22 protein-coding genes and 4 pseudogenes are annotated in these 17023 nt (G+C 60.3%); 15 read left to right on the forward strand and 11 right to left on the reverse strand.

Features of this window, described 5'->3' with window-relative positions; all coding sequences use genetic code 11:
• Nucleotides 1–187: transposase (locus tag IVB42_RS00215; RefSeq protein WP_247393458.1), on the reverse strand; the 187-nt coding region annotated here is incomplete at its 3' end.
• Between the two features lie 292 nt (nucleotides 188–479).
• The gene (locus IVB42_RS00220; protein WP_247368059.1) at nucleotides 480–689 is read right to left on the reverse strand and encodes a hypothetical protein; all 210 of its coding nucleotides are present in this window, start codon (nucleotides 687–689) and stop codon (nucleotides 480–482) included.
• A 24-nt stretch (nucleotides 690–713) separates the two neighbouring features.
• Here IVB42_RS00220 and IVB42_RS00225 point away from each other — a divergent pair, with 24 nt between their 5' ends.
• Nucleotides 714–1028, forward strand: coding sequence for a hypothetical protein (locus IVB42_RS00225; protein WP_247368061.1), 315 nt, complete (start codon nucleotides 714–716; stop codon nucleotides 1026–1028).
• Between the two features lie 24 nt (nucleotides 1029–1052).
• Here IVB42_RS00225 and IVB42_RS00230 read toward each other — a convergent pair whose 3' ends face one another.
• On the reverse strand, nucleotides 1053–1538 hold the full coding sequence (locus IVB42_RS00230) for a hypothetical protein (protein ID WP_247368063.1): 486 nt from the start codon (nucleotides 1536–1538) through the stop codon (nucleotides 1053–1055).
• Nucleotides 1539–1648: 110 nt separating this feature from the next.
• Here IVB42_RS00230 and IVB42_RS00235 point away from each other — a divergent pair, with 110 nt between their 5' ends.
• The 3 genes from IVB42_RS00235 (at nucleotide 1649) to IVB42_RS00245 (ending at nucleotide 3446) form a co-directional block, all read left to right on the forward strand.
• On the forward strand, nucleotides 1649–2731 hold the full coding sequence (locus IVB42_RS00235; RefSeq protein WP_247368064.1) for an ImmA/IrrE family metallo-endopeptidase: 1083 nt from the start codon (nucleotides 1649–1651) through the stop codon (nucleotides 2729–2731).
• Nucleotides 2724–3161, forward strand: coding sequence for a hypothetical protein (locus tag IVB42_RS00240; RefSeq protein ID WP_247411476.1), 438 nt, complete (start codon nucleotides 2724–2726; stop codon nucleotides 3159–3161). Before IVB42_RS00235 ends, IVB42_RS00240 begins: the two co-directional genes overlap by 8 nt.
• A 75-nt stretch (nucleotides 3162–3236) precedes the next feature.
• Entirely contained in the window at nucleotides 3237–3446 is a 210-nt protein-coding gene (locus IVB42_RS00245; RefSeq protein WP_247368069.1) for a hypothetical protein, read from the forward strand.
• Between the two features lie 654 nt (nucleotides 3447–4100).
• Here IVB42_RS00245 and IVB42_RS00250 read toward each other — a convergent pair.
• Nucleotides 4101–4489: pseudogene (locus tag IVB42_RS00250) on the reverse strand (Ku protein); the annotation flags it as partial.
• A gap of 380 nt (nucleotides 4490–4869) precedes the next feature.
• On the opposite strand from IVB42_RS00250, the pseudogene IVB42_RS00255 reads away from it, so the two are divergent.
• The 4 genes and pseudogenes from IVB42_RS00255 (at nucleotide 4870) to IVB42_RS00270 (ending at nucleotide 6445) form a co-directional block, all read left to right on the forward strand.
• Nucleotides 4870–5117: pseudogene (locus IVB42_RS00255) on the forward strand (hypothetical protein).
• 32 nt (nucleotides 5118–5149) lie between these two features.
• Nucleotides 5150–5428, forward strand: coding sequence for a hypothetical protein (locus IVB42_RS00260; RefSeq protein WP_247368070.1), 279 nt, complete (start codon nucleotides 5150–5152; stop codon nucleotides 5426–5428).
• A gap of 121 nt (nucleotides 5429–5549) precedes the next feature.
• Nucleotides 5550–5687, forward strand: a complete 138-nt coding sequence (locus IVB42_RS00265; RefSeq protein ID WP_155809819.1) for a hypothetical protein — start codon at nucleotides 5550–5552, stop codon at nucleotides 5685–5687.
• Between the two features lie 548 nt (nucleotides 5688–6235).
• On the forward strand, nucleotides 6236–6445 hold the full coding sequence (locus IVB42_RS00270) for a hypothetical protein (RefSeq protein ID WP_247368073.1): 210 nt from the start codon (nucleotides 6236–6238) through the stop codon (nucleotides 6443–6445).
• Between the two features lie 80 nt (nucleotides 6446–6525).
• On the opposite strand, the gene IVB42_RS00275 is transcribed toward IVB42_RS00270, so the two are convergent.
• Nucleotides 6526–7725 (reverse strand): PHB depolymerase family esterase, encoded by a 1200-nt coding sequence (locus IVB42_RS00275; protein ID WP_247368078.1) that lies wholly within the window; start codon nucleotides 7723–7725, stop codon nucleotides 6526–6528.
• Nucleotides 7726–7729: 4 nt separating this feature from the next.
• Complete coding sequence (locus IVB42_RS00280; RefSeq protein WP_247368081.1) at nucleotides 7730–8149, reverse strand: CopG family transcriptional regulator; 420 nt, start codon at nucleotides 8147–8149, stop codon at nucleotides 7730–7732.
• A gap of 244 nt (nucleotides 8150–8393) precedes the next feature.
• Here IVB42_RS00280 and IVB42_RS00285 point away from each other — a divergent pair, with 244 nt between their 5' ends.
• On the forward strand, nucleotides 8394–8576 hold the full coding sequence (locus IVB42_RS00285) for a hypothetical protein (RefSeq protein WP_247469580.1): 183 nt from the start codon (nucleotides 8394–8396) through the stop codon (nucleotides 8574–8576).
• Nucleotides 8577–8817: 241 nt separating this feature from the next.
• Here IVB42_RS00285 and IVB42_RS00290 read toward each other — a convergent pair whose 3' ends face one another.
• On the reverse strand, nucleotides 8818–9048 hold the full coding sequence (locus IVB42_RS00290; RefSeq protein WP_247368085.1) for a hypothetical protein: 231 nt from the start codon (nucleotides 9046–9048) through the stop codon (nucleotides 8818–8820).
• A gap of 725 nt (nucleotides 9049–9773) precedes the next feature.
• Here IVB42_RS00290 and IVB42_RS00295 point away from each other — a divergent pair.
• The 3 genes from IVB42_RS00295 (at nucleotide 9774) to IVB42_RS00305 (ending at nucleotide 12521) form a co-directional block, all read left to right on the forward strand.
• Nucleotides 9774–10076 (forward strand): hypothetical protein, encoded by a 303-nt coding sequence (locus tag IVB42_RS00295; RefSeq protein WP_247368087.1) that lies wholly within the window; start codon nucleotides 9774–9776, stop codon nucleotides 10074–10076.
• Nucleotides 10077–10200: 124 nt separating this feature from the next.
• Entirely contained in the window at nucleotides 10201–12018 is a 1818-nt protein-coding gene (gene ligD, locus IVB42_RS00300; protein ID WP_247397428.1) for a DNA ligase D, read from the forward strand.
• Between the two features lie 5 nt (nucleotides 12019–12023).
• The gene (locus IVB42_RS00305; RefSeq protein ID WP_247469582.1) at nucleotides 12024–12521 is read left to right on the forward strand and encodes a hypothetical protein; all 498 of its coding nucleotides are present in this window, start codon (nucleotides 12024–12026) and stop codon (nucleotides 12519–12521) included.
• A gap of 142 nt (nucleotides 12522–12663) precedes the next feature.
• On the opposite strand, the pseudogene IVB42_RS00310 reads toward IVB42_RS00305, so the two are convergent.
• The 4 genes and pseudogenes from IVB42_RS00310 to IVB42_RS00325 form a co-directional block, all read right to left on the reverse strand.
• A pseudogene (locus tag IVB42_RS00310) lies at nucleotides 12664–13058 on the reverse strand (cupin domain-containing protein).
• Nucleotides 13059–13159: 101 nt separating this feature from the next.
• Nucleotides 13160–13535: pseudogene (locus IVB42_RS00315) on the reverse strand (carboxymuconolactone decarboxylase family protein); the annotation flags it as partial.
• 106 nt (nucleotides 13536–13641) lie between these two features.
• Nucleotides 13642–13827, reverse strand: a complete 186-nt coding sequence (locus IVB42_RS00320; RefSeq protein ID WP_247368098.1) for a hypothetical protein — start codon at nucleotides 13825–13827, stop codon at nucleotides 13642–13644.
• 68 nt (nucleotides 13828–13895) lie between these two features.
• Nucleotides 13896–14627 carry a Crp/Fnr family transcriptional regulator gene (locus tag IVB42_RS00325; RefSeq protein ID WP_247368091.1) on the reverse strand — a complete coding sequence of 244 codons (732 nt, stop codon included), beginning with the start codon at nucleotides 14625–14627 and terminating at the stop codon, nucleotides 13896–13898.
• A gap of 549 nt (nucleotides 14628–15176) precedes the next feature.
• Here IVB42_RS00325 and IVB42_RS00330 point away from each other — a divergent pair.
• The 3 genes from IVB42_RS00330 to IVB42_RS00340 all read left to right on the forward strand — a co-directional run.
• Nucleotides 15177–15941 carry a Crp/Fnr family transcriptional regulator gene (locus IVB42_RS00330; protein WP_247342604.1) on the forward strand — a complete coding sequence of 255 codons (765 nt, stop codon included), beginning with the start codon at nucleotides 15177–15179 and terminating at the stop codon, nucleotides 15939–15941.
• Entirely contained in the window at nucleotides 15941–16315 is a 375-nt protein-coding gene (locus IVB42_RS00335) for a cupin domain-containing protein (RefSeq protein WP_247368092.1), read from the forward strand. The genes IVB42_RS00330 and IVB42_RS00335 overlap by 1 nt, the downstream gene beginning before the upstream one ends.
• Before the next feature lie 167 nt (nucleotides 16316–16482).
• Nucleotides 16483–17023, forward strand: a 541-nt coding sequence (locus IVB42_RS00340) for a transposase family protein (protein ID WP_247469584.1), incomplete at its 3' end; no start/stop codon positions are given.

A 17023-nucleotide genomic window follows, 5' to 3' on the forward strand; every position in this document is an offset into this window, starting at 1 on the left:
AGATCGTCGTGTAAGGGCCATAGTCGGACGGGCAATCGCGCCAGCGTGCGCCGCACTGGAGCATGTGAATGATACCGCTGATAATGCGTCGATCGTCTTGGCGCGCCGGGCCGGTCTGGTTCGTTGGCAGATGCGGCTCTATCTGAGCCCACTGCTTGTCGTTGAGCCAGAACAGTCCTTTGCGCATCGAAGTCCCCCGTGCCGAATCAACTTAGCACCAGGGAATCAGAACTCGCTAATTAGGTACAGACCCTAGTTGATGCAAATGACATCGAGCTGTGGCAGCTTGATCGTCGCATTGCGGTGTTTGAGGCCCCCAGAAGCAGAACCTCGCACGCGGCGGCAGCGGAAAGCGTTCAGGGGCGGCAACCTCCTAGAATGAAACCGAAGTAAAGGCTGCGACCAAAATAGGCGCACAACTCGGTTGAGCGCGAGGATGGCGGCTCGGCTTGTGGCAACGCTGTCAGCGGCGTCCGACCTTACGCGACCTCGATCATTCGCCCCTTGCTGGCCCGCAGGGTGCGGAGGTAATAGCCTCGCGCGTGAACCGCTGATTTGATCTCATCGCTGACTTTGAAAACTCTTTTTCTGCTCTTGCGCCACTTATGTGCAGAGTAAAGCACGGGTACGGCAGAGCCTGTACTTAGAACGAGCAAGTCGCGCTTGTCATTGCGATAGACATCAAACACCTTTTGTCGCCTGCTAATCTTTGAATGAAATATGTTTTGGTCGTCTCAATCGACGAGCTTAGTATCTCAAATGACTGTGCGGGTTGTAAATGTGCAACTGTTAGCCGCGAATCATTGATCGAAGCGCTGGGCCTGATGCCGTGGCAAAGTCTACGGTGCTATCCCACCTTGAGCGCGCTGGATCAGCCCTATGGCAATCCCGGTGCGAAGCGCGAGGGTGCCGAATTGGCGCTGCGCATGCAGCGTTTCGGTGTTTCACGGTGGGATCCGAATCCCGTCGCTGCATGCGAGGCTGTCGAGACTGAGCAACCACAGCAAGGTAAAGTCGCCAGAAATTAGCGGGATTGCGCTGCCTCGGGTGCCCTAAGAGTGCTCAAGCGCCCGCTTCTCAACACTATCTGCTTTGGCCTCCAAAGGCTTCACGCGCCTCTGCGCGTCCGTCCATAGAGAACCAAAAATGCAAATGGCGGGCAAATAGGACGCCGCGATAGCGAACACAACAAACCATTCATGCCCATTCGATACTTCTTGATCGGCGAATATCGCGATGACGACTAGAAGCGCGGCTAAGGCAAAAGCGACCACCGTGTTGGCCACAACACACCACCTGTACTCTCGGAAAAATTCTATCTTGAAAAGTTCGTACCGGCTTTCAACCCAGTTCAACTCCTCTTCAAGTTCAGGAGAAGGGCGCTCTGCCTCGTCGGGCACCCGGAAGAGCCTCCTGATCCGGGAGATGCGCCGCTCCAACGGCGCGATACCCAATTCGCCGTATAGCTGAAGAACGGCCGTTCCGATGTGCAAGCCAACCCCTAGTTGCACAATGCTTGAAAGATCGCCATATTTCATCGGTCATCCCACCCCATAATGCGCGATTCGTGGCATATAATCCCAACATTCTCCAAGAGGCTCTTCGGGCACGGCGGTTGACCCCCGCTAAGCTGTCGGAGCGACTCGGCATGGAACCGACCGAGCTGTCTCGGGAGCTGCGTCGCGATCCGGAGCCCAAGTCAGACCTTCTTCGATCTGTAGCTCGTGAGCTGGTCTTACCACCGTTCGCTTTTTACATGCAGCGGCTACCTACACTCGAAGAGGCCATTCCAGACTTTCGGTCGGTCAATCCGGAGCCTGCAGCGAAATCCCGCGAGACCGTTGAAGCCATCAGACTAGCGGAAGGCATCCAGCGGACGCTGATCGAACTGGAAGCACCCGGTGTAGAGGCATTGCCGAAGTTTACGGCGACCACCGACGAAGAAATTGACCGCTTTGCTCTTAAAGCTCGTGCGCACTTCTTGATCACGTTAGAGGATCAGCAGGAAGCAAAGGATGCCCGGTCGTTCTACGTTCTGGTGCGCAGAAAAATCGAAGAACTCGGCATCTTGGTTCTGCAGGAGTCGTTTCCTCGCGAGGATGGCAGCGGGTTCTGTTTGGCGCACAAAACGCATCCGCTGGTCCTCATAAACAGCAAACAGCAAACACGTGCACGTCGCCTTTTTACGCTCGTACACGAACTCGGCCACGTGTTGATGGGCCAGACCGGCATTTCGGATCCGTTCGTGAGGAGGAATGCAGTTGAACGGCGCTGCAACCGATTTGCGGGCAGCTTCCTTGCTCCAAAATCTTACATCTCTGGTTTGCTCGGCGGGTCGGTTACGCGAGACCCTGATCTGGATGACGTAAGATGGGCTGCTCGCAAGCTCAAACTTAGTCAGGAAGCGACCGTCCTACGGCTTGAGCAGCTCTCGATTTACAAGGCTGGAAGCCACAGCAAATGGCTTTCGTTGGTCCACGGCAACAATCCCGATTATTCTGAGAAGGGGGGCGGAGGCAAACAGCCGCCAGCACAAGAAAAGGTAAAGCTCGCAAAATTTGGGTTTGCGTTTGCCACGGCGTTCAAGCGGTTTTTGGATCAGGGGCTGATTAGCGAGATCAATCTCTATCGAGCATCCGGTCTAAAGCCGAAGTATCAAAGGTCCTACTTCGACTACGTGAACTCCCTGTCAGCTAACGAGCTCCGGAATCTGGAGCTCGATGATGGCTAAGAAGCCGGATTCTGACTGCTCGTGTGTGATTGATACGAACGGATTGCATGAGCTGGCAACGGCATCGGGCAATCTAAAGGCCACGCTGATCGCTCATTTGGAGGACGGAACCATTGGTGTGCCGAGCTGGGCGTTGCAGGAGTTAAGGGAGCTTTACGAGGACGAGGCAAAAGAAATCGGTCCTCACATCACTAAGCGGATTCAGTTGTCCACGCATGTTGAAGTGCGAGCGGCGCGGATCACAGAGGAATTGCATTTAGGATTTTCGCGAGGTGCTTATGATAGTCACGTCGAGCGGCATACTGCGGCGGTGGCCCTTAACAAGGGCTACATCGTGCTCACATCCGCCGACAACATTGACGCCTATGACGGCATGCAATGCACGGTGAAAGACCTCGCTGGCTGGGCGGAAGAGGTCGCACTGTCGTAATCGTTTTGCCGGTCGGCCTGCCGGTTACCGCGTGACAAATTTGCATCAGGTAATAGACTTGCCGGAATAACGGACATGGCGCTCACCGACATTCAGCTTTTCACCGCGTGCATGGATTTCACGCTGCACCACACCCACGAATCGGAGCAGCAGACCTTCAAGGAATTGGAGACCAGTGGCGCAACCCGGCTGGTTAATGGCCTTGCGCCTCTTTCGACTTCAACGCGCCCGTTCTTGCTGTCGGCATGTTCTCGATGTTTGAGGCTCTGCTGCAATCCAAACTGAAGTGGAAGGACCCGGTCGTCCAACTTGACGACTACCTTCGCGCGCACGACAAGAAAGAACTTGCTTCGGCAATCGCTGACTACAGGCTTGCCGTCAACGCTCTCAAACATGGCGAGGGCAGGAGCCATAAGGAGCTTCTCGCGAGAGCCGATACGCGACGCACCGAGACCGACCCTACCTCGTTCACATTCCCAAGCCTCGATCCAAGTTGCCCAAAAAGGTTTGAGGAACCGCGTGCAAGGGACGCTGGACGGACACCGATTCCGGTTTCTCCTGCCACTTCAACGCGGTAGATAGAGGGGCATTCTCCCACAAGGGGAGAAGGAAGAAGGTTACACATGTGCACTTCCGGAGATGGCCCATCTCTGACCTTCGCGCCGTCCCCGCGTTGGGCTGCTCTCGGCCGCATACCGGACATCGGCTAACGGCATAAGAAGCACAAAGCAGCTCACCGCGAGACCCGGTCTGCTCTCGATGATCTGCGGCAGGCCCGTGAGCTGGCCCTGCTGTTCCGCAAGAGCGAGGAGGCCATCGAGACATTCATCGCGCATCGCGACAACGACGCGCGACTTGCTGATGCCGTATGGCGACGTCGTCATGGTTGCTGTCCACCGTGCTGCGCATCAAGCGCACGCTGGACGGCGCCCAGATTGATCGGATCACCGCGAAGGCGTCGTGGCCGACCTTGCCGTCGGGACGGATGTAGTAGGGGCGGATAAGGTATCGCGGATCGATGTCGGTCTTCTCGACGAACTCATCGATCTCGATGGTGCGTGTAGATTCCAGCGCGATCTCTTCGAGCTCTTCCTTGGAAACCTCGATGAACTGGTCCTTCTCGAGCTGGTACCCCTTGACGATGTCCTCGTTCGGGACCTCCTCGCCCGTGTCGGCGTCGACCTTGAGATACTTGATGCGGTGGCCGGTCTGCGGGTTGAGCTGGTTGAACGAGATCTTCTCGCTCTCCGAGGTCGCCGGGTGAGCGCGACGGGGCAGGTGACGAGCGAAAGGCGCAGGAAGCCTTTCCAGTTCGCGCGGGTGGTCATGGTTACGCAACGCTCCAGGTACGGGGACTTGGATTCAAGACGTACGGGCCCGCGCGGTCCGACAAGCCGGCCGCCGTCCCCGAGATTCATCCGAAGGCCGTCCGCCCTTCGGAAGTCGGGAGAGTGGGTCTTGACTCCTGAGAACAAAATGAGAACATAATCGTGTGAACGCAACCTCCAAGCAGTGCGATTCCGGGCCGGGGTACCTCGACGCCGCCGTCGAGCAGGCGATCGAGGCGTGCGGTGATTGCGCCCGGGAGCCGGAAAGCCTTGCTGGTGGCGAATGGTTAGCGATGCAGCTGCAGGAGCTCCGCTCGAAGGTGTCAACCGGCCACGCCGGGAACGGCTTCCAAGGGCGCGCAAATGCAAGGACGAGCCAGATGTCTGAAGTGACCTACTATGTCGCTCTACCGTTCGTTTTCTCCGACGACAGCGTGGCCGCCGGCGAGGCGGCGGAATGCCCGAGCGCCAACGCCGCGGTCATGCGGCTGAGGCGCTCTCCCGCAAGCCTGGCCATGCCGGCGCCATCGCGTTCTCGCGGACCGGGGAACCGTCAAGCGGCGACTTCAACGACGCCAAGCTGATCCGGAAGTTCGGCGACGTTCCGGACGACCTCAGTACCTCATGAAACTCCACTGGGTCCGGAACGAGATCGCCCGCATGCGTGGGCAGATCCGCGCCCAGGCGCGCGAAATCCACATGCTGCAGCGGGCTGGCGTCGCGACCGTCTCGGCCGAACTGCTGCTCTCGAGGATGCGGGCCAAGGTCGACGACCTCTGCCGAGAGCGGGGCGCGCTCCGGAAGGCCATAGTCGGCAAGGTACGGGCGCGGTCGATATCCAGCGGACGTGAGAGCTGGTTCACACCCGCAAAGTCTTTGAGGCCTAGGCTCCGCCCCGCTGCTTCCGGAAGGAGATCGATGATGGCCGCACACTGGTAAAGGTGCTCTCGCATACGAGGGGCGGGAGCTCGAGGTCGGGGGACTGAGATCATCGTGATCTTTTGCAGCGCGGGCCGCGGCCATGCTCGGAACGAGGTGTCGCAGCGGGTATTGGTGTCTCATGGACGACAGGAAGTGGATTGCCATCATGGTCGCGTCGATGCTGCTGCTGGTCGGCGTCGCTGCGTTGCTGGTGCAGCAACCGGAGCTAGTCGTGACCGGACATTCGGTGGTGAGCGGCCGTCCTTTCGCCTTCTGAGAAGTTAGGCCCGCAGGGGGGCACTGCCCTCACGAATGAGAGGCGTTCAACTACACGGGCGCCTCGCGGGCCGCGAATGCGCGATCGTTTCTGAGCACGTCGCTGCGGAGGCCGGCAGAACAGGCAGGCGACGAAACAGAGGCTGTCAGTATTCGCATGGGAGCAAATCCCGGCTGGGGTCGGCCGGCGCAAGAACGCCGAAGTCGCGGGGAAATCTCCTATTTCGCGGGCGGCCGTAGCGGGCTGTCCGCCCACTTACGGGCCGTCGGGTCCTGCAGCGGGTCGTCTCCGCAATTGGTGCAGACGTACCGCAGCTTCCCGTTGGCGATTTCGTCAGGCACAGCCTTCATCGGCTTGCCGCACGCCGGGCACGCCTTCCGGACCGGATAGGACACTGGCATCTGATTTTCCCCTGCGACGGCCAGTCTACGTCCGCCGCCATACCGATCTCAAGACGGTCGCGGAAAGTTGCAAGAGCGTGTCGTGTGCCTTCTTGACTCAACGACCGCGGGCTACTCAAGTCGGGGCAGTGATGTTGTGGGTGCGTCATGGAGCAGGAATTCTATCAGGGTCTCGCGCAGCGGCCCCGTGTCATCGCCGAAAGGGCCGATCCGTTCACCCGACGTCGTCTGCTGGATCTCGCTAAGCGGTACGACGCCAAGAGCGGCCCTGGGCAATCCGGAGCAACTGAACGACCACTGCCGATCCCGCGCACCACGCCGCCGGCTTCCATCTTCTCCGAACCGGGCGAGGCCTGACCTCACCTACCCTGCCAGCCGGCTGCTCCGTCGCGTTCAGGCAAAGCGGAGATCCGGCGATGTGAATTCAAGGCCGCGCCCTATGTCCGTGTGAAGCTTGCCAGCGAATGCTCAAAAAAGAAGCGCAGCATCTCCCTGGTCGCGTCCGGCCCGCGCGGATCGGTGTAGGACCCGGCAGGACTGCCTCCCGACCAGGCATGGCCGGCCCCGTGAACGCTCCAGTGCTCGGACGTGCCCAAGCCACCTTCATCGGTGAGCATGGTGCGGGTATATGCGTGCCCCTCAGGTACTCGCCCGCGAAGAATTTCCGTCCTCAGGCTCGCATCTTCGCTCGGGCCACGGAGAATCCGGTCAGCATTGCTCGGATGCACCGTGGTGTCGCGATCGCCATGGAAGACGATGGTCGGCACCGATGCGCCAGCCGTCCCGATCGGTCCAGCGCTGCCCTGCCGCATAGCGGCCAGTGCGGACGGAAGGTCGCTGGCAGCCCCGCAGGCCAGGCCGGAGTGGACGCCGACGGCGGCATATAGGTCGGGGTACGTCGCACCCATGATGGCCGCGGCGGCCCCGCCGGCCGACAGGCCTGCGACGTAGACGCGCTTGGGATCGATAGGATGCTCCTGCATGATCTGGCGGGTGATGCCGGCGATCAGCGCAGGCTCGCCGCCATCCCGCCGCTGGTCTCCTGTGCGAAACCAGTTCCAGCATTTCGCATGGTTGGCTCCGCGTGCCTGCTCCGGATAGACAACGAAGCAATTCCGCTCGTCCGCCAGAAAATTCATTCGGGTGCCGGCGGCGAAATCGTCGGGTGACTGGGTGCAGCCGTGAAGCATGACGATGAGGGGACGCGGTCCTCCATCAGCGCGGCTCGGGATGAACAGCTTGTAGGTCCGGCTGCCCGCCGCGTTGCTGAACGTGGCAGAGACGAACCTTGTGCGGTCCGGTGCAATATCCGCGTCGGACAGTGAAGCGCGCCCGACCGGACCTGGCATGCCGAAACCGGAAAGATCTTTCATGCCGCCGAAGGGCGGGGGGCCTTTGTGTCGTTTGGCAGGCGTGGCTTCTGTGGACGGTCCGCTCTCCTTCTCCTCGACGACATTGGCTTTCAGCTCGAGTGTCGGGGGCTCGAGCCTCGCACGCTCAACAGGCACAGCATCTCCCCTTGAGGCTGCGGGGCCGCCATCGCCGCGCAGCATTCGCTGCAATAGTGCAGTGGCTTCGACCAGTTGGCCGGCACGTGTGAGGCGGGTCGCTTCGCGGACCATGTCTGGATTCAGCATCGTTTCACCTCGTTCGGTCGGCGAGAGCGGCCTTGACCGCGGGGCTGGCATGAAGGGCTCCGAGCACTGAGACCGAGGCAATTGTGGCGCGGGCCAGCTCGGGCGTGACGTCTTGGCCGATGGTCGCAAGGCCCAGAACGTTGATGTGCAGCATCTCGCCGTCGCGCCGCGCCCTCTCGAGATCGACGCGGGCATAATTGCGCAGCCCCAGGTCCAGATTTTTACGGGCCGTCGACTGCTTGACCACATCCGCGTGCCGCTCGAGCTGGTTGCGGATCGCCGTCCGAATGAAATCGGTGCGGTTCGAATAAAACCCTTCCTGCACCATGAGGTCGACCTGGCCGAGGTCGACATAGCCAAGGTTGATCGTGATCTTCTCGGTATCGGGGTTTCGGGGTCGCAGTTCGCGTACATTGTCGTTCATCGGTACACCCACCCTTCACCATCCGCTTGGATGGCAGATGGATGGTAAATGGACATTCACGGTGCATTTACAAGGCAGCAAACGTCCCTCCCGTGGCTGCGCTTCGGGATCGGATGTGCTGCCGTTCGCGAACTTCCTGGGGGTGGGACGAACCCTTCGTGCGGCCGTCAGGTCTACTTCCGCCTGAATCAAATCGAGGGCTCGTTAGGTGGCGTGCTATGATCGCGGTCCAGGAGGAAGATACATGTCCACTTCCAAGAAGCCGTTGGAACCCGATGATTTTCCGGTGACCGCCGAAGGACAAAAGATCAAGAAGCAAGACGGCGAGCTCATCGCCAGTACCGATCATCCAGAAATCGCTGCCGACTTGGCCTACCGCATCAACGACGACGAAGCGCGCCGCGAGGAGGACAAGTGGTCGGCCTGAGCGCCTTCTCCCGGCCGTCCAGCAGGGTATCGATCAGCTTCAGTCTGGCGGTCAGGGCTGCCCGCCGCTACGCGCAGCGCCCACACGTCACCATTGCTGCTTTCGTAAAGAACTCGCACGGTCATACCGATCAATCGAACGGGCAATGATCCGTCCAGATTGGCCTAAGGCAGGTCCGAGCATCTGTGCCGATTTGCTCGCTCGCGACGAGCAGGGCGCGCTGCCGCAGCGCCCTGCACAGCTACTTCTGCCCGGACGGCGCCTGGGCGTTCGAGTTGCTCGGGTTATTGGCATTCTGCTTGTTGGCCTCATGATGTCCGATTGCGCAGCCGGCTACCGCCCCGAGCTTCCCATGGCCCGCCATGTGGCCGGCAACACCACCCACGATCGCGCCCTTGATGCATCCTTTGGCCTGCACTGGCGAGGCCAACGCAATTGCGAGCAGGCAGGCAGTGGCGACGATGGTTTTCATGATCGTTCTCCTCCGAAATGAAATCGCACCGATCATCAAGTCGGGGCGAGCATCGCCGTTCCGCGAGAAATTCAGGCTGAGCCATTCCAGTCCCTGCGGCCTACGCCACTCGGTGAGGCTCGTCCCCTTTCACTGCCCTCGCGCGTAGGAAACGTCCCACCTCATGGTGAGTGCACCGGGAGCATCTGAACTCGACCTCCACCTCCCGTGGGATGCTTTTGGGAAGGTTTGCGGCCATAGGCCATGCCCCGCAGTTCGGGCATTTTACCAGCAAGGTATCCGTTTCAAGCATGGTCGAGCTCTCCGCACCCGCGTGGCAACCGCACGAAACTGGAGACGTTCCTGCGCTTTGCGCCGGAGGGACAAGGCGCCGCTGGAGTGCCACCCGCCCGGCAGCAGACGAGGCAGGGACCGAATCTGCTCCAGCTCCCGGACCGAACGGGCGCTCCTGCGAGGGCTTGTAACGTTCGGCGGTCCGTCTACGATCCCGAAATGACAGAGCAAAAAGCTTGCCCGAAATGCGAGAGGACCATGGAGCAGGGCTTCATTCCTAGCCCGGGGCGTGGGCAGTTGCTTTGGTTTGCGGGAGTGCCGCCTGCCACGTACCGCGAGTCGTTCATGTTCGGCAGGAAGGCGCTTACCGTGACGACCTATCGGTGCTCGGCCTGCGGCTATCTGGAATCGTATGCGGAGGGATGATCGCCCGACGCTAAATTGAGTGCTTCATGGAAACGATTGCCACATCTACCGCCCTTGTGCTCGCGATGCTCGTGGCGCTGGCGTTCTATTCTCGCCTGAAAATAACAGGCCTGCAGCGGCGACTGGTCTCGCTGGAAAGAGTTGAAGCAAAGCTCGACTTGCTACTGAAACATGGCGGTCTGAGCTATCAGCCGCTGGGTGGTTCGACAGAAATAGAGGACGCGCTCAAAGCCGGCGAGAAGGTCCGCGCAGTTTCACTTTTCCGTGCCGCGAACGGCTGCACCTTGGCAGAAGCAAAGGCAGCGATTGAAAGGGCGCAGCGGCCGTAGCCAGCGTCCCGTCATCTGCCTCTGAAGCGCTTCGGCGCGCAACGCCGAGACCGGAACTGGTCTTCGCGCCCGCGGTAGCGGACTCCGTGGACGGAACGAATCAGCGTGACGACGTTGAATCGGCATGTGTGCTGTGGCGTTGCGCCAGTCTCGTTGGGGAGTATCGCGTGTCCATGGCGCCGTCAAAGCTGCTATTCCTGGTTACATCGAGCCGTGTGATCCCACGTTGCGCGAGAATCCGCCGCGCGGCGAAGACTGGGTCTACGAGATCAAGGCCGACGGCTACCGCGCGCAGCTGCACCTGCGAGATGCGGACGCCAAGGTCTATTCACGCACCGGCGTGGACTGGACCGAACAATTCTCCTCCATTGCCGCGAGCGCCGACCTACTCAAGGCAAACAGTGCAATCATCGACGGTGAGGCCGTGGTGTACGGCAGTGGCGGCCTGCCCGACTTCCAGCAGCTCAGGCGGGAGCTCGGCCCCAAGCGCAGCGAGCGTGTGCGCTACCACGCGTTCGATCTCCTGTATCTCGACGGCTATGATCTGCGTGGCGTCGCGTATGAGGATCGCAAGCGCCTGCTGCAGCGGCTTCTGAAGAACGCACCGGAAAGCTTCATTTACGTCGAGGCGCTTGCGGCCGACGGCAACGTGATCTTCGACAAAGGGTGCAAACTGGGTCTCGAAGGTCTGGTGGCCAAGCGGCTGGGCGACCCGTACCGCTCGGGTCGGCAGGAGAGCTGGGTCAAGCTCAAGTGCAAGAAGAGCGAGACCTTTCCGATCGTCGCCTTCGTGGAGAAGCTTGGGGCGCGCCCGCGCAAGGTCGCCTCGCTCTACGTCGGCCGGCGCCAGAACGGCAAGCTGCTCTATGCCGGCAAGGTGCGTACCGGCTACAGCGAGACGACGGCGCGCGAATTACGCGAGCGGCTGGATCCGTTCATCCGCAAGACTTCTCCACTCGATATGGCGGTCAAAAAGCCGAAGGCGACCTGGGTTGAGCCGACTCTCGAGGTCGAGGTCCAATATGGCGCGCTGACCGATGATGGCCTGCTCCGCGAAGCTGTGTTAAAGGGTTTTCGCGACGATCTCGCATTGCGCAAGGTCAAGGCGCCGCGGCTGGTGCCCTCCGTGGCCGGCCGGCCGAAGCTGGGCGTCCCCCGAGAGAACATCCTGCAACTTCTGCCCGAAGCCGTTGCTCCGTCGAAAGAAGAACTCGCAGACTATTGGACCAAGGCCTGGAAGAAGGCGCTGCCGCACCTCGGGCATCGTCCGCTGAAGCTCGTGCGCCACGTGCACGGCACGACCTTCTATCACAAGGGGCCGCTGCCGAAGGACATTCCCGCCGCCGTGCACCAGCTGCGTATTCAGAAGCGCGATGGCGGCCAAGGAACGCGCCTGTGGGTCGACAGCCTGGATGGTTTCCTTGGGCTGGTCGAAGTCGGGGCCATCGAGCTGCACCCGTGGAATGCGACCGTCGAGGACTTCGAACATGCCGACCTCATCGTGATCGACCTCGATCCCGGAGACGGCGTCGATTGGGATGCAGTCGTGGAGACCGCGCTCGATCTGCGCACGCTGATGAAGCGCGAGGGGTTCGAGACCTGGCCCAAGCTCACCGGCGGCAAAGGCATTCACCTGATGGCGCCACTGGATCAACCGGTGCTGCACGATAAGGCGCATCGGGTCGCGCATCAGCTGGTCTCCGCTCTCGCAGCGCGCCATCCAGACCGCTATCTCCTGTCTGCTCAGGCAAAGCGTCGCGATCGCATCTTCCTCGATTATCTGCGCAACGGCCGTGGGACCACCGCGATCGGCACCTATTCCCCGCGAGCCCGAAAGGGAATTCCGATCGCAGCGCCCGTGACCTGGAAGCGCATCGAGAGCGGGATCGCGCCGGACGCCTTCACCATCGACAGTCCGTTCCGCGCCAAACCGAGGAGGTGAGCCGTATGTCGGATGCATTCGATCAATGGATGGAATGGCGCGACAAGTCTCTGGGCGACAGGCGCAGCATTCCCGCCGAACTCTATGCCGCGGTGACGTCGCTGCCTGAAGCCGATCGCTCGGACCGGCAGAGGGTCAACGAGGTGGTACGCAGCCATGATGAAGTTCGCCGCGAGGGCAGAGCCGTATGGCTCTACCTTGATGACTACCAGAACGGCAAGTCGCGCACGATCGGAGATCCCGAATGGGTCAAGGTATTTGCATCTGGAGGTGCCGCCGACGCCCGGCTCCAGGACAACGACCCCGAAGGCTTTGCCTGGGAATACGAAGTGGAAGGCGGACCAGTCGAGGGATCGGTCTGGCTCTGCTTGCCCGATTCGGCGTCGAGAGCCACCGGTGAGCCCGATTGGATCAAGCTCTTTGCCTCGAAAGAGCGCGCGCGAAAATGGCTTGAGGGCAACGAGCCAAAGCGCGACATTTGGCAGTACCCGATTCAGGAGTGACACGCATGAGTGCGTTCGTTGACAGCTCCGTCTGGGTCGCTGCGGCCGCCAAGCGGGATGCTCAGAATGAGCGCGCCAAGTCGATCCTTCAGAGCATCGACCACTGGAGGCCGGTAAGCCCAGCGTTTTGATTGCCACTCAGTCACTTCCGGTACTGGTCGTCCCGGACCTTCTCCATCCATTCAACGTTCTTGCCGTTGAGAGTTTCCTGGATCGCGATGTGCGTCATGGCGGTCGTCGCCGATGCGCCGTGCCAGTGCTTCAGTCCGGGCGGAAACCACACGACGTCGCCTGCGCGAATTTCCTCGACCGAACCGCCTTCGCGCTGCACCCAACCGAGGCCGGCAGTGACGATCAGCGTCTGGCCAAGTGGGTGCGTGTGCCAACCAGTCCGCGCCCAGGCTCGAACGTGACATAGGCGCCGCTCGCGCGGGCCGGCTCCGGCGCCTGAAATAGCGGATCTACTCGTACCGTGCCGGTGAACCAGTCTTCGGGCCCCTTCTGTGAAGGGCGGGATCCGTTCCTCTTGATGTCGATGTCCATTTTGGTCTCCTTCCGTGTTGAAGCCGCGAGAACCAGCGGGTGGTGAATTCCGGCGACAGCGACGCTGCCGCCAATGAGGACGGCCCTGCGCTTGATCACGGTCGCTTCTCGATCACGTCCTTGACGACCGGCGCCGCCGAGAATGCGTTGGGCCTGCCGGCGTAAAAGGCGACATGGCCGAGCACCTCGCCGGCTTCCTCCCCCGTCAACCCGTTGTCCATTGCGCGGTTCAGATGATAGGTGATCTGCGCAACTTGACCGGCGGCGATCAGGGGCGCTCAGGGTTACCAGGCTTCGGTCGGGCGGAGCCAGCGCCGGCCTGAGCCAGAGATCCCGGAACAGCACGTCGGTCCTGTACTGGACAAGGCTCGGCGTGATCTGCCCAAACTGCTCTTCGACGCGCGTTGCCCGCTGCTTCTCCGCCGCCTCGTCGAGCGGTAGCTGCGGCCCCGAGGCCGGCGGGAGTTGATCGACCCTGATGTTGCGGGTCGGGAACCCTACGGGCCAGCGAGAAACGGCGTGCAGCGCTTCCTGACTTTGGTGGCTGCGGTCAATTGGCTTTTCGTTGTAAGATGGCTCACGACGGATCCTTCGGAAGGTATGCTCTTGGCATCGCTCCCGCTTGCGAGATGTCACACGCTTTTGCCGAGTATGTAGCGAATCCGAGCGGCAGTTCGTTCATTGTGAACGGTTTGTCGATCAGTTCCACCCCGGGGTCAACCACCTCGTTGTGCACGACGGCGTTGCGCGTGTAGTCCGCCATGAAGAGTACCTTCCGCCGCCCCGCAACAGCCGTGATGCACGCCACGGTGATTGCAGACCGCAGAGCCGTCAGTATGGAGAAGCGTTGCCATTCTGGTGCAGGTACGCTGCATCAAATCCGCCCTCAATGAGGACTCTCTCGACGTCGATCAACTTGACCATCTTCTTCTGCAGATCGAGAACGCCATCCGCGCGGAAGCCCTGAAGAACGCGATTGACGTGTACGACGCTTAGCCCAAGCGCCTCGGCCAATTCAGATTGCGTAACAGGAAACTCAAACTCGTCATCGCCGACGAGTCCGACCGCAGCCAAACGCTCGCGCATTTCGGCGAGAAGATGCGCCATACGGGCCGGTGCTTGGCGCACTGCCACGTTGACGATCCACTCACGGAAGATTGCGGCGTCGATCAGCGTCTCGCACCAGAAAGCGCGCGCGACTGCGGGCCGCTGCTCGATCAGTGCCGAAAGAGCGGAATGGTCGACGAAGCCCAGTGTCGCCTTGGATATTGTCGCCAGATCATGATCCATGACACTGAGAAAAAGACTCTGTAGGTCCGGAATGTCTCCCGGGATGTGGAAGGACAGGATCTGACGCTTTCCGTTCTCGGCAATCTTCGACCGGCAGAGGAAGCCACTCAGGACCAAACAGCTACGTTTGGGGCAATCACCTTCCCGAACGACGTAAGTGTCCGCTGTAAGCTGCTTTACATCGACGGGCAGCGTCTTGATTGCGGCGGCGTCCTCGTCGGACAGCCGAGTGTTCGCACGCAATCGTCGGATCAGGATTTCTGTGGGATGCATGATGATTCTCCTGATGGCCGAAGGCAAGACCATCCGTTGCGGTTGGTTCACAGATGCCAGGAACACGTGATCCAAGTTGCATGGCCAGGTGCAATCGGACGCTACGACGAAAAGCTGAATCTCTCCGGAGTGAGGAACGAGTAATAGGTCCGAGCGGTCCTCAAACCCTCTTATTCACTTTAAGGAGTTGAAACGACCGTGCGATTGCTTCCTGGCTATACGCGACGAGTTCGGTCGTTGTCGAAAGCGTCTCCTTCGTGTGTTGAATACGTTCGGATGTACTCGTCATGCAGCGCACAATTTCCCGCTTAAGGCGGTCCATGCGCGCGTAGAAAGCGCTATTTTGGCAAGTTTGATCCGATCCTGGGATGAACTCTGCCTGAATCAGGCTGCCTTGACCGTGAATGGTGGGATTCATTGGCGCCATCACCCGCACTATCGGACCAGGGCGCGAGCACGACACTAAACTAGATCAAGGTCACGATTGTGCAATTGAGGTACAAGAGGCACCAAAAGTGTCGTCCGGCGTTCTCCCCGCGGAGGAAACCCATGGACAGCCCGCTAATCAGGAAACTGGAGCAGTTCGCGCCGTTCAGTGACGAAGACCGTCAATTGCTGAACCGTATTAGCTGTGAGCGGCAGCGACAGTATGGTCCGGGACAGGACATCATAAGAGAGGGGGAGCATTCTTCTGATATCCACCTCGTCATCACCGGCCTGGCATGCCGCTACAAACACCTTGAAGACGGCGCCCGTCAGATCATGGCGTTCCTGGTGCCCGGCGATCCCTGCGATTCGGAAATCTTCATCCTTGATGAAATGGATCACAGTATCGGGACATTAACGCCAAGCCTCGTCGCATCCATCTCCGGCGAAATCATGAAGGATCTCCTTCTCAATCGACCCAGCATCGCGCTGGCGTTCTGGTGGAACACCTTGCAGGACGAAGGCGTCCTGCGTGAGCGCATCATCGATGTGGGCCGTCGCGACGCATATGCGCGGATCGCGTTTCTGACCTACGAGATATTCCTTCGGATGCGCGCCTTCGGAGTGGTGGACGACCAAAAGTTCGAATTTCCCGTGACTCAGACGGATCTGGCCGACGCGACCGGCCTCACACCAGTGTATGTGAACCGAATGCTGGGACGCCTCCGTCAGGAGAATCTGATCAGCATTGAGGGAAATACCTGGACGGTGTGTGATCCTGCCGGGCTGCGCAATGCGGCACGTTTCGAAAGCAATTATCTGCACCTCGATCGGGCAAAACGGGAGCCTGACAGCGAACCCGCCAAGCGAATGCGTGGGCTGATCTGATGTCTACTTTTCTGGATGCGTGGTCGTCTCCCGCTGAGGGCACTCCGATCAACCTGACGGAGATCGCGTCAGGTATGAGCTGGAGGGAAGCGTGCGAAACCTTGCGCGTTTGCTACAGGTCCGAAGCGTCTTCTCTCAGCATCGTGCCTTTTGACCGCGTTGAAAGCGGAGCACCCGACGACGGTTCCGCTGATGCCATCTATATTATCGTTTCGGGCTATGGGAGTTTGCGCCTGGACGGCAAAGAGATGGAATGCACGGCCGGCGATTTGCTGTTCATCCCGCGGGGCTACCCGCATCGCTTTGAACGTACGGATGGAGAGATCCGGATTTGGAAGATCAGTCTCGCCCAAGATTCTGCTGACAATCTCTAGCTCGCATAGCCGTCCCGCCGCCTTCAGTGCGCTCGGCCTACCGAGTTCCGGTAGTTGCGCATCGCATCGCTCACGCGTGGTTCTCCATCGGCTCCCAACATTGGGTCTGACTCATTTCCGATGAAGTTTGCCGGGCGACTGTGGTTCTCAAACGGAGAATCAGCGCCATGCGGACGGGCTTTCAAATCTCATCGCTAGTACCGAGTGGTTTGGTGTTTGATGGTGTAAGTGACTCAATGGATTCGGTTATTCTGGCTGTTCGGTCAGAGGCTGCGGAGGCCCAATGCCCTTTGTGCGCGACAGCGTCGCGCCGAATCCATAGCCGATACATCCGGCACGTGGCTGATTTGCCGTCAGCGGGCAGAAGGGTGCGCCTCCGATTGCTCACGCGGCGCTTCACATGTGAGGTGCCGCATTGCCGCCGGCGGATCTTCGCGGAGCGGTTTGGAGAAGACATCGTCCCGCTTCGACGGCGCCGGACGGCACGGTTGGAATACATCGTCCATCACTTGGGGTTGGCGCTCGGCGGCCGGCCGGCGGCAAGCTTCGCCAAGCGGCTCATGCTGCCCGTCAGCAACGATACCTTGCTGCGGGTGGTCCGCCGGCGGACGGCGATGCCGACAGATCCATTGCTTGTTGTGGGCATCGATGACTGGGCGTTCCGGAGAAACCATCGATACGGGACGATCGTGTGCGATTTGGAGCGAT

The sequence above is a fragment of the Bradyrhizobium sp. 45 genome (assembly GCF_023073155.1).
Classification (GTDB): domain Bacteria; phylum Pseudomonadota; class Alphaproteobacteria; order Rhizobiales; family Xanthobacteraceae; genus Bradyrhizobium; species Bradyrhizobium canariense_D.

Coding starts and splice junctions, on each gene's coding strand:
- IVB42_RS00225 (WP_247368061.1), top strand. CDS start 714: ATGAAATATGTTTTGGTCGTCTCAATCGACGAGCTTAGTATCTCAAAT.
- IVB42_RS00230 (WP_247368063.1), bottom strand. CDS start 1,538: ATGAAATATGGCGATCTTTCAAGCATTGTGCAACTAGGGGTTGGCTTG.
- IVB42_RS00235 (WP_247368064.1), top strand. CDS start 1,649: ATGGAACCGACCGAGCTGTCTCGGGAGCTGCGTCGCGATCCGGAGCCC.
- IVB42_RS00240 (WP_247411476.1), top strand. CDS start 2,724: ATGGCTAAGAAGCCGGATTCTGACTGCTCGTGTGTGATTGATACGAAC.
- IVB42_RS00245 (WP_247368069.1), top strand. CDS start 3,237: ATGGCGCTCACCGACATTCAGCTTTTCACCGCGTGCATGGATTTCACG.
- IVB42_RS00260 (WP_247368070.1), top strand. CDS start 5,150: ATGCGTGGGCAGATCCGCGCCCAGGCGCGCGAAATCCACATGCTGCAG.
- IVB42_RS00265 (WP_155809819.1), top strand. CDS start 5,550: ATGGACGACAGGAAGTGGATTGCCATCATGGTCGCGTCGATGCTGCTG.
- IVB42_RS00270 (WP_247368073.1), top strand. CDS start 6,236: ATGGAGCAGGAATTCTATCAGGGTCTCGCGCAGCGGCCCCGTGTCATC.
- IVB42_RS00275 (WP_247368078.1), bottom strand. CDS start 7,725: ATGCTGAATCCAGACATGGTCCGCGAAGCGACCCGCCTCACACGTGCC.
- IVB42_RS00280 (WP_247368081.1), bottom strand. CDS start 8,149: ATGAACGACAATGTACGCGAACTGCGACCCCGAAACCCCGATACCGAG.
- IVB42_RS00285 (WP_247469580.1), top strand. CDS start 8,394: ATGTCCACTTCCAAGAAGCCGTTGGAACCCGATGATTTTCCGGTGACC.
- IVB42_RS00290 (WP_247368085.1), bottom strand. CDS start 9,048: ATGAAAACCATCGTCGCCACTGCCTGCCTGCTCGCAATTGCGTTGGCC.
- IVB42_RS00295 (WP_247368087.1), top strand. CDS start 9,774: ATGGAAACGATTGCCACATCTACCGCCCTTGTGCTCGCGATGCTCGTG.
- ligD (WP_247397428.1), top strand. CDS start 10,201: ATGTGTGCTGTGGCGTTGCGCCAGTCTCGTTGGGGAGTATCGCGTGTC.
- IVB42_RS00305 (WP_247469582.1), top strand. CDS start 12,024: ATGTCGGATGCATTCGATCAATGGATGGAATGGCGCGACAAGTCTCTG.
- IVB42_RS00320 (WP_247368098.1), bottom strand. CDS start 13,827: ATGGCGGACTACACGCGCAACGCCGTCGTGCACAACGAGGTGGTTGAC.
- IVB42_RS00325 (WP_247368091.1), bottom strand. CDS start 14,627: ATGCATCCCACAGAAATCCTGATCCGACGATTGCGTGCGAACACTCGG.
- IVB42_RS00330 (WP_247342604.1), top strand. CDS start 15,177: ATGGACAGCCCGCTAATCAGGAAACTGGAGCAGTTCGCGCCGTTCAGT.
- IVB42_RS00335 (WP_247368092.1), top strand. CDS start 15,941: ATGTCTACTTTTCTGGATGCGTGGTCGTCTCCCGCTGAGGGCACTCCG.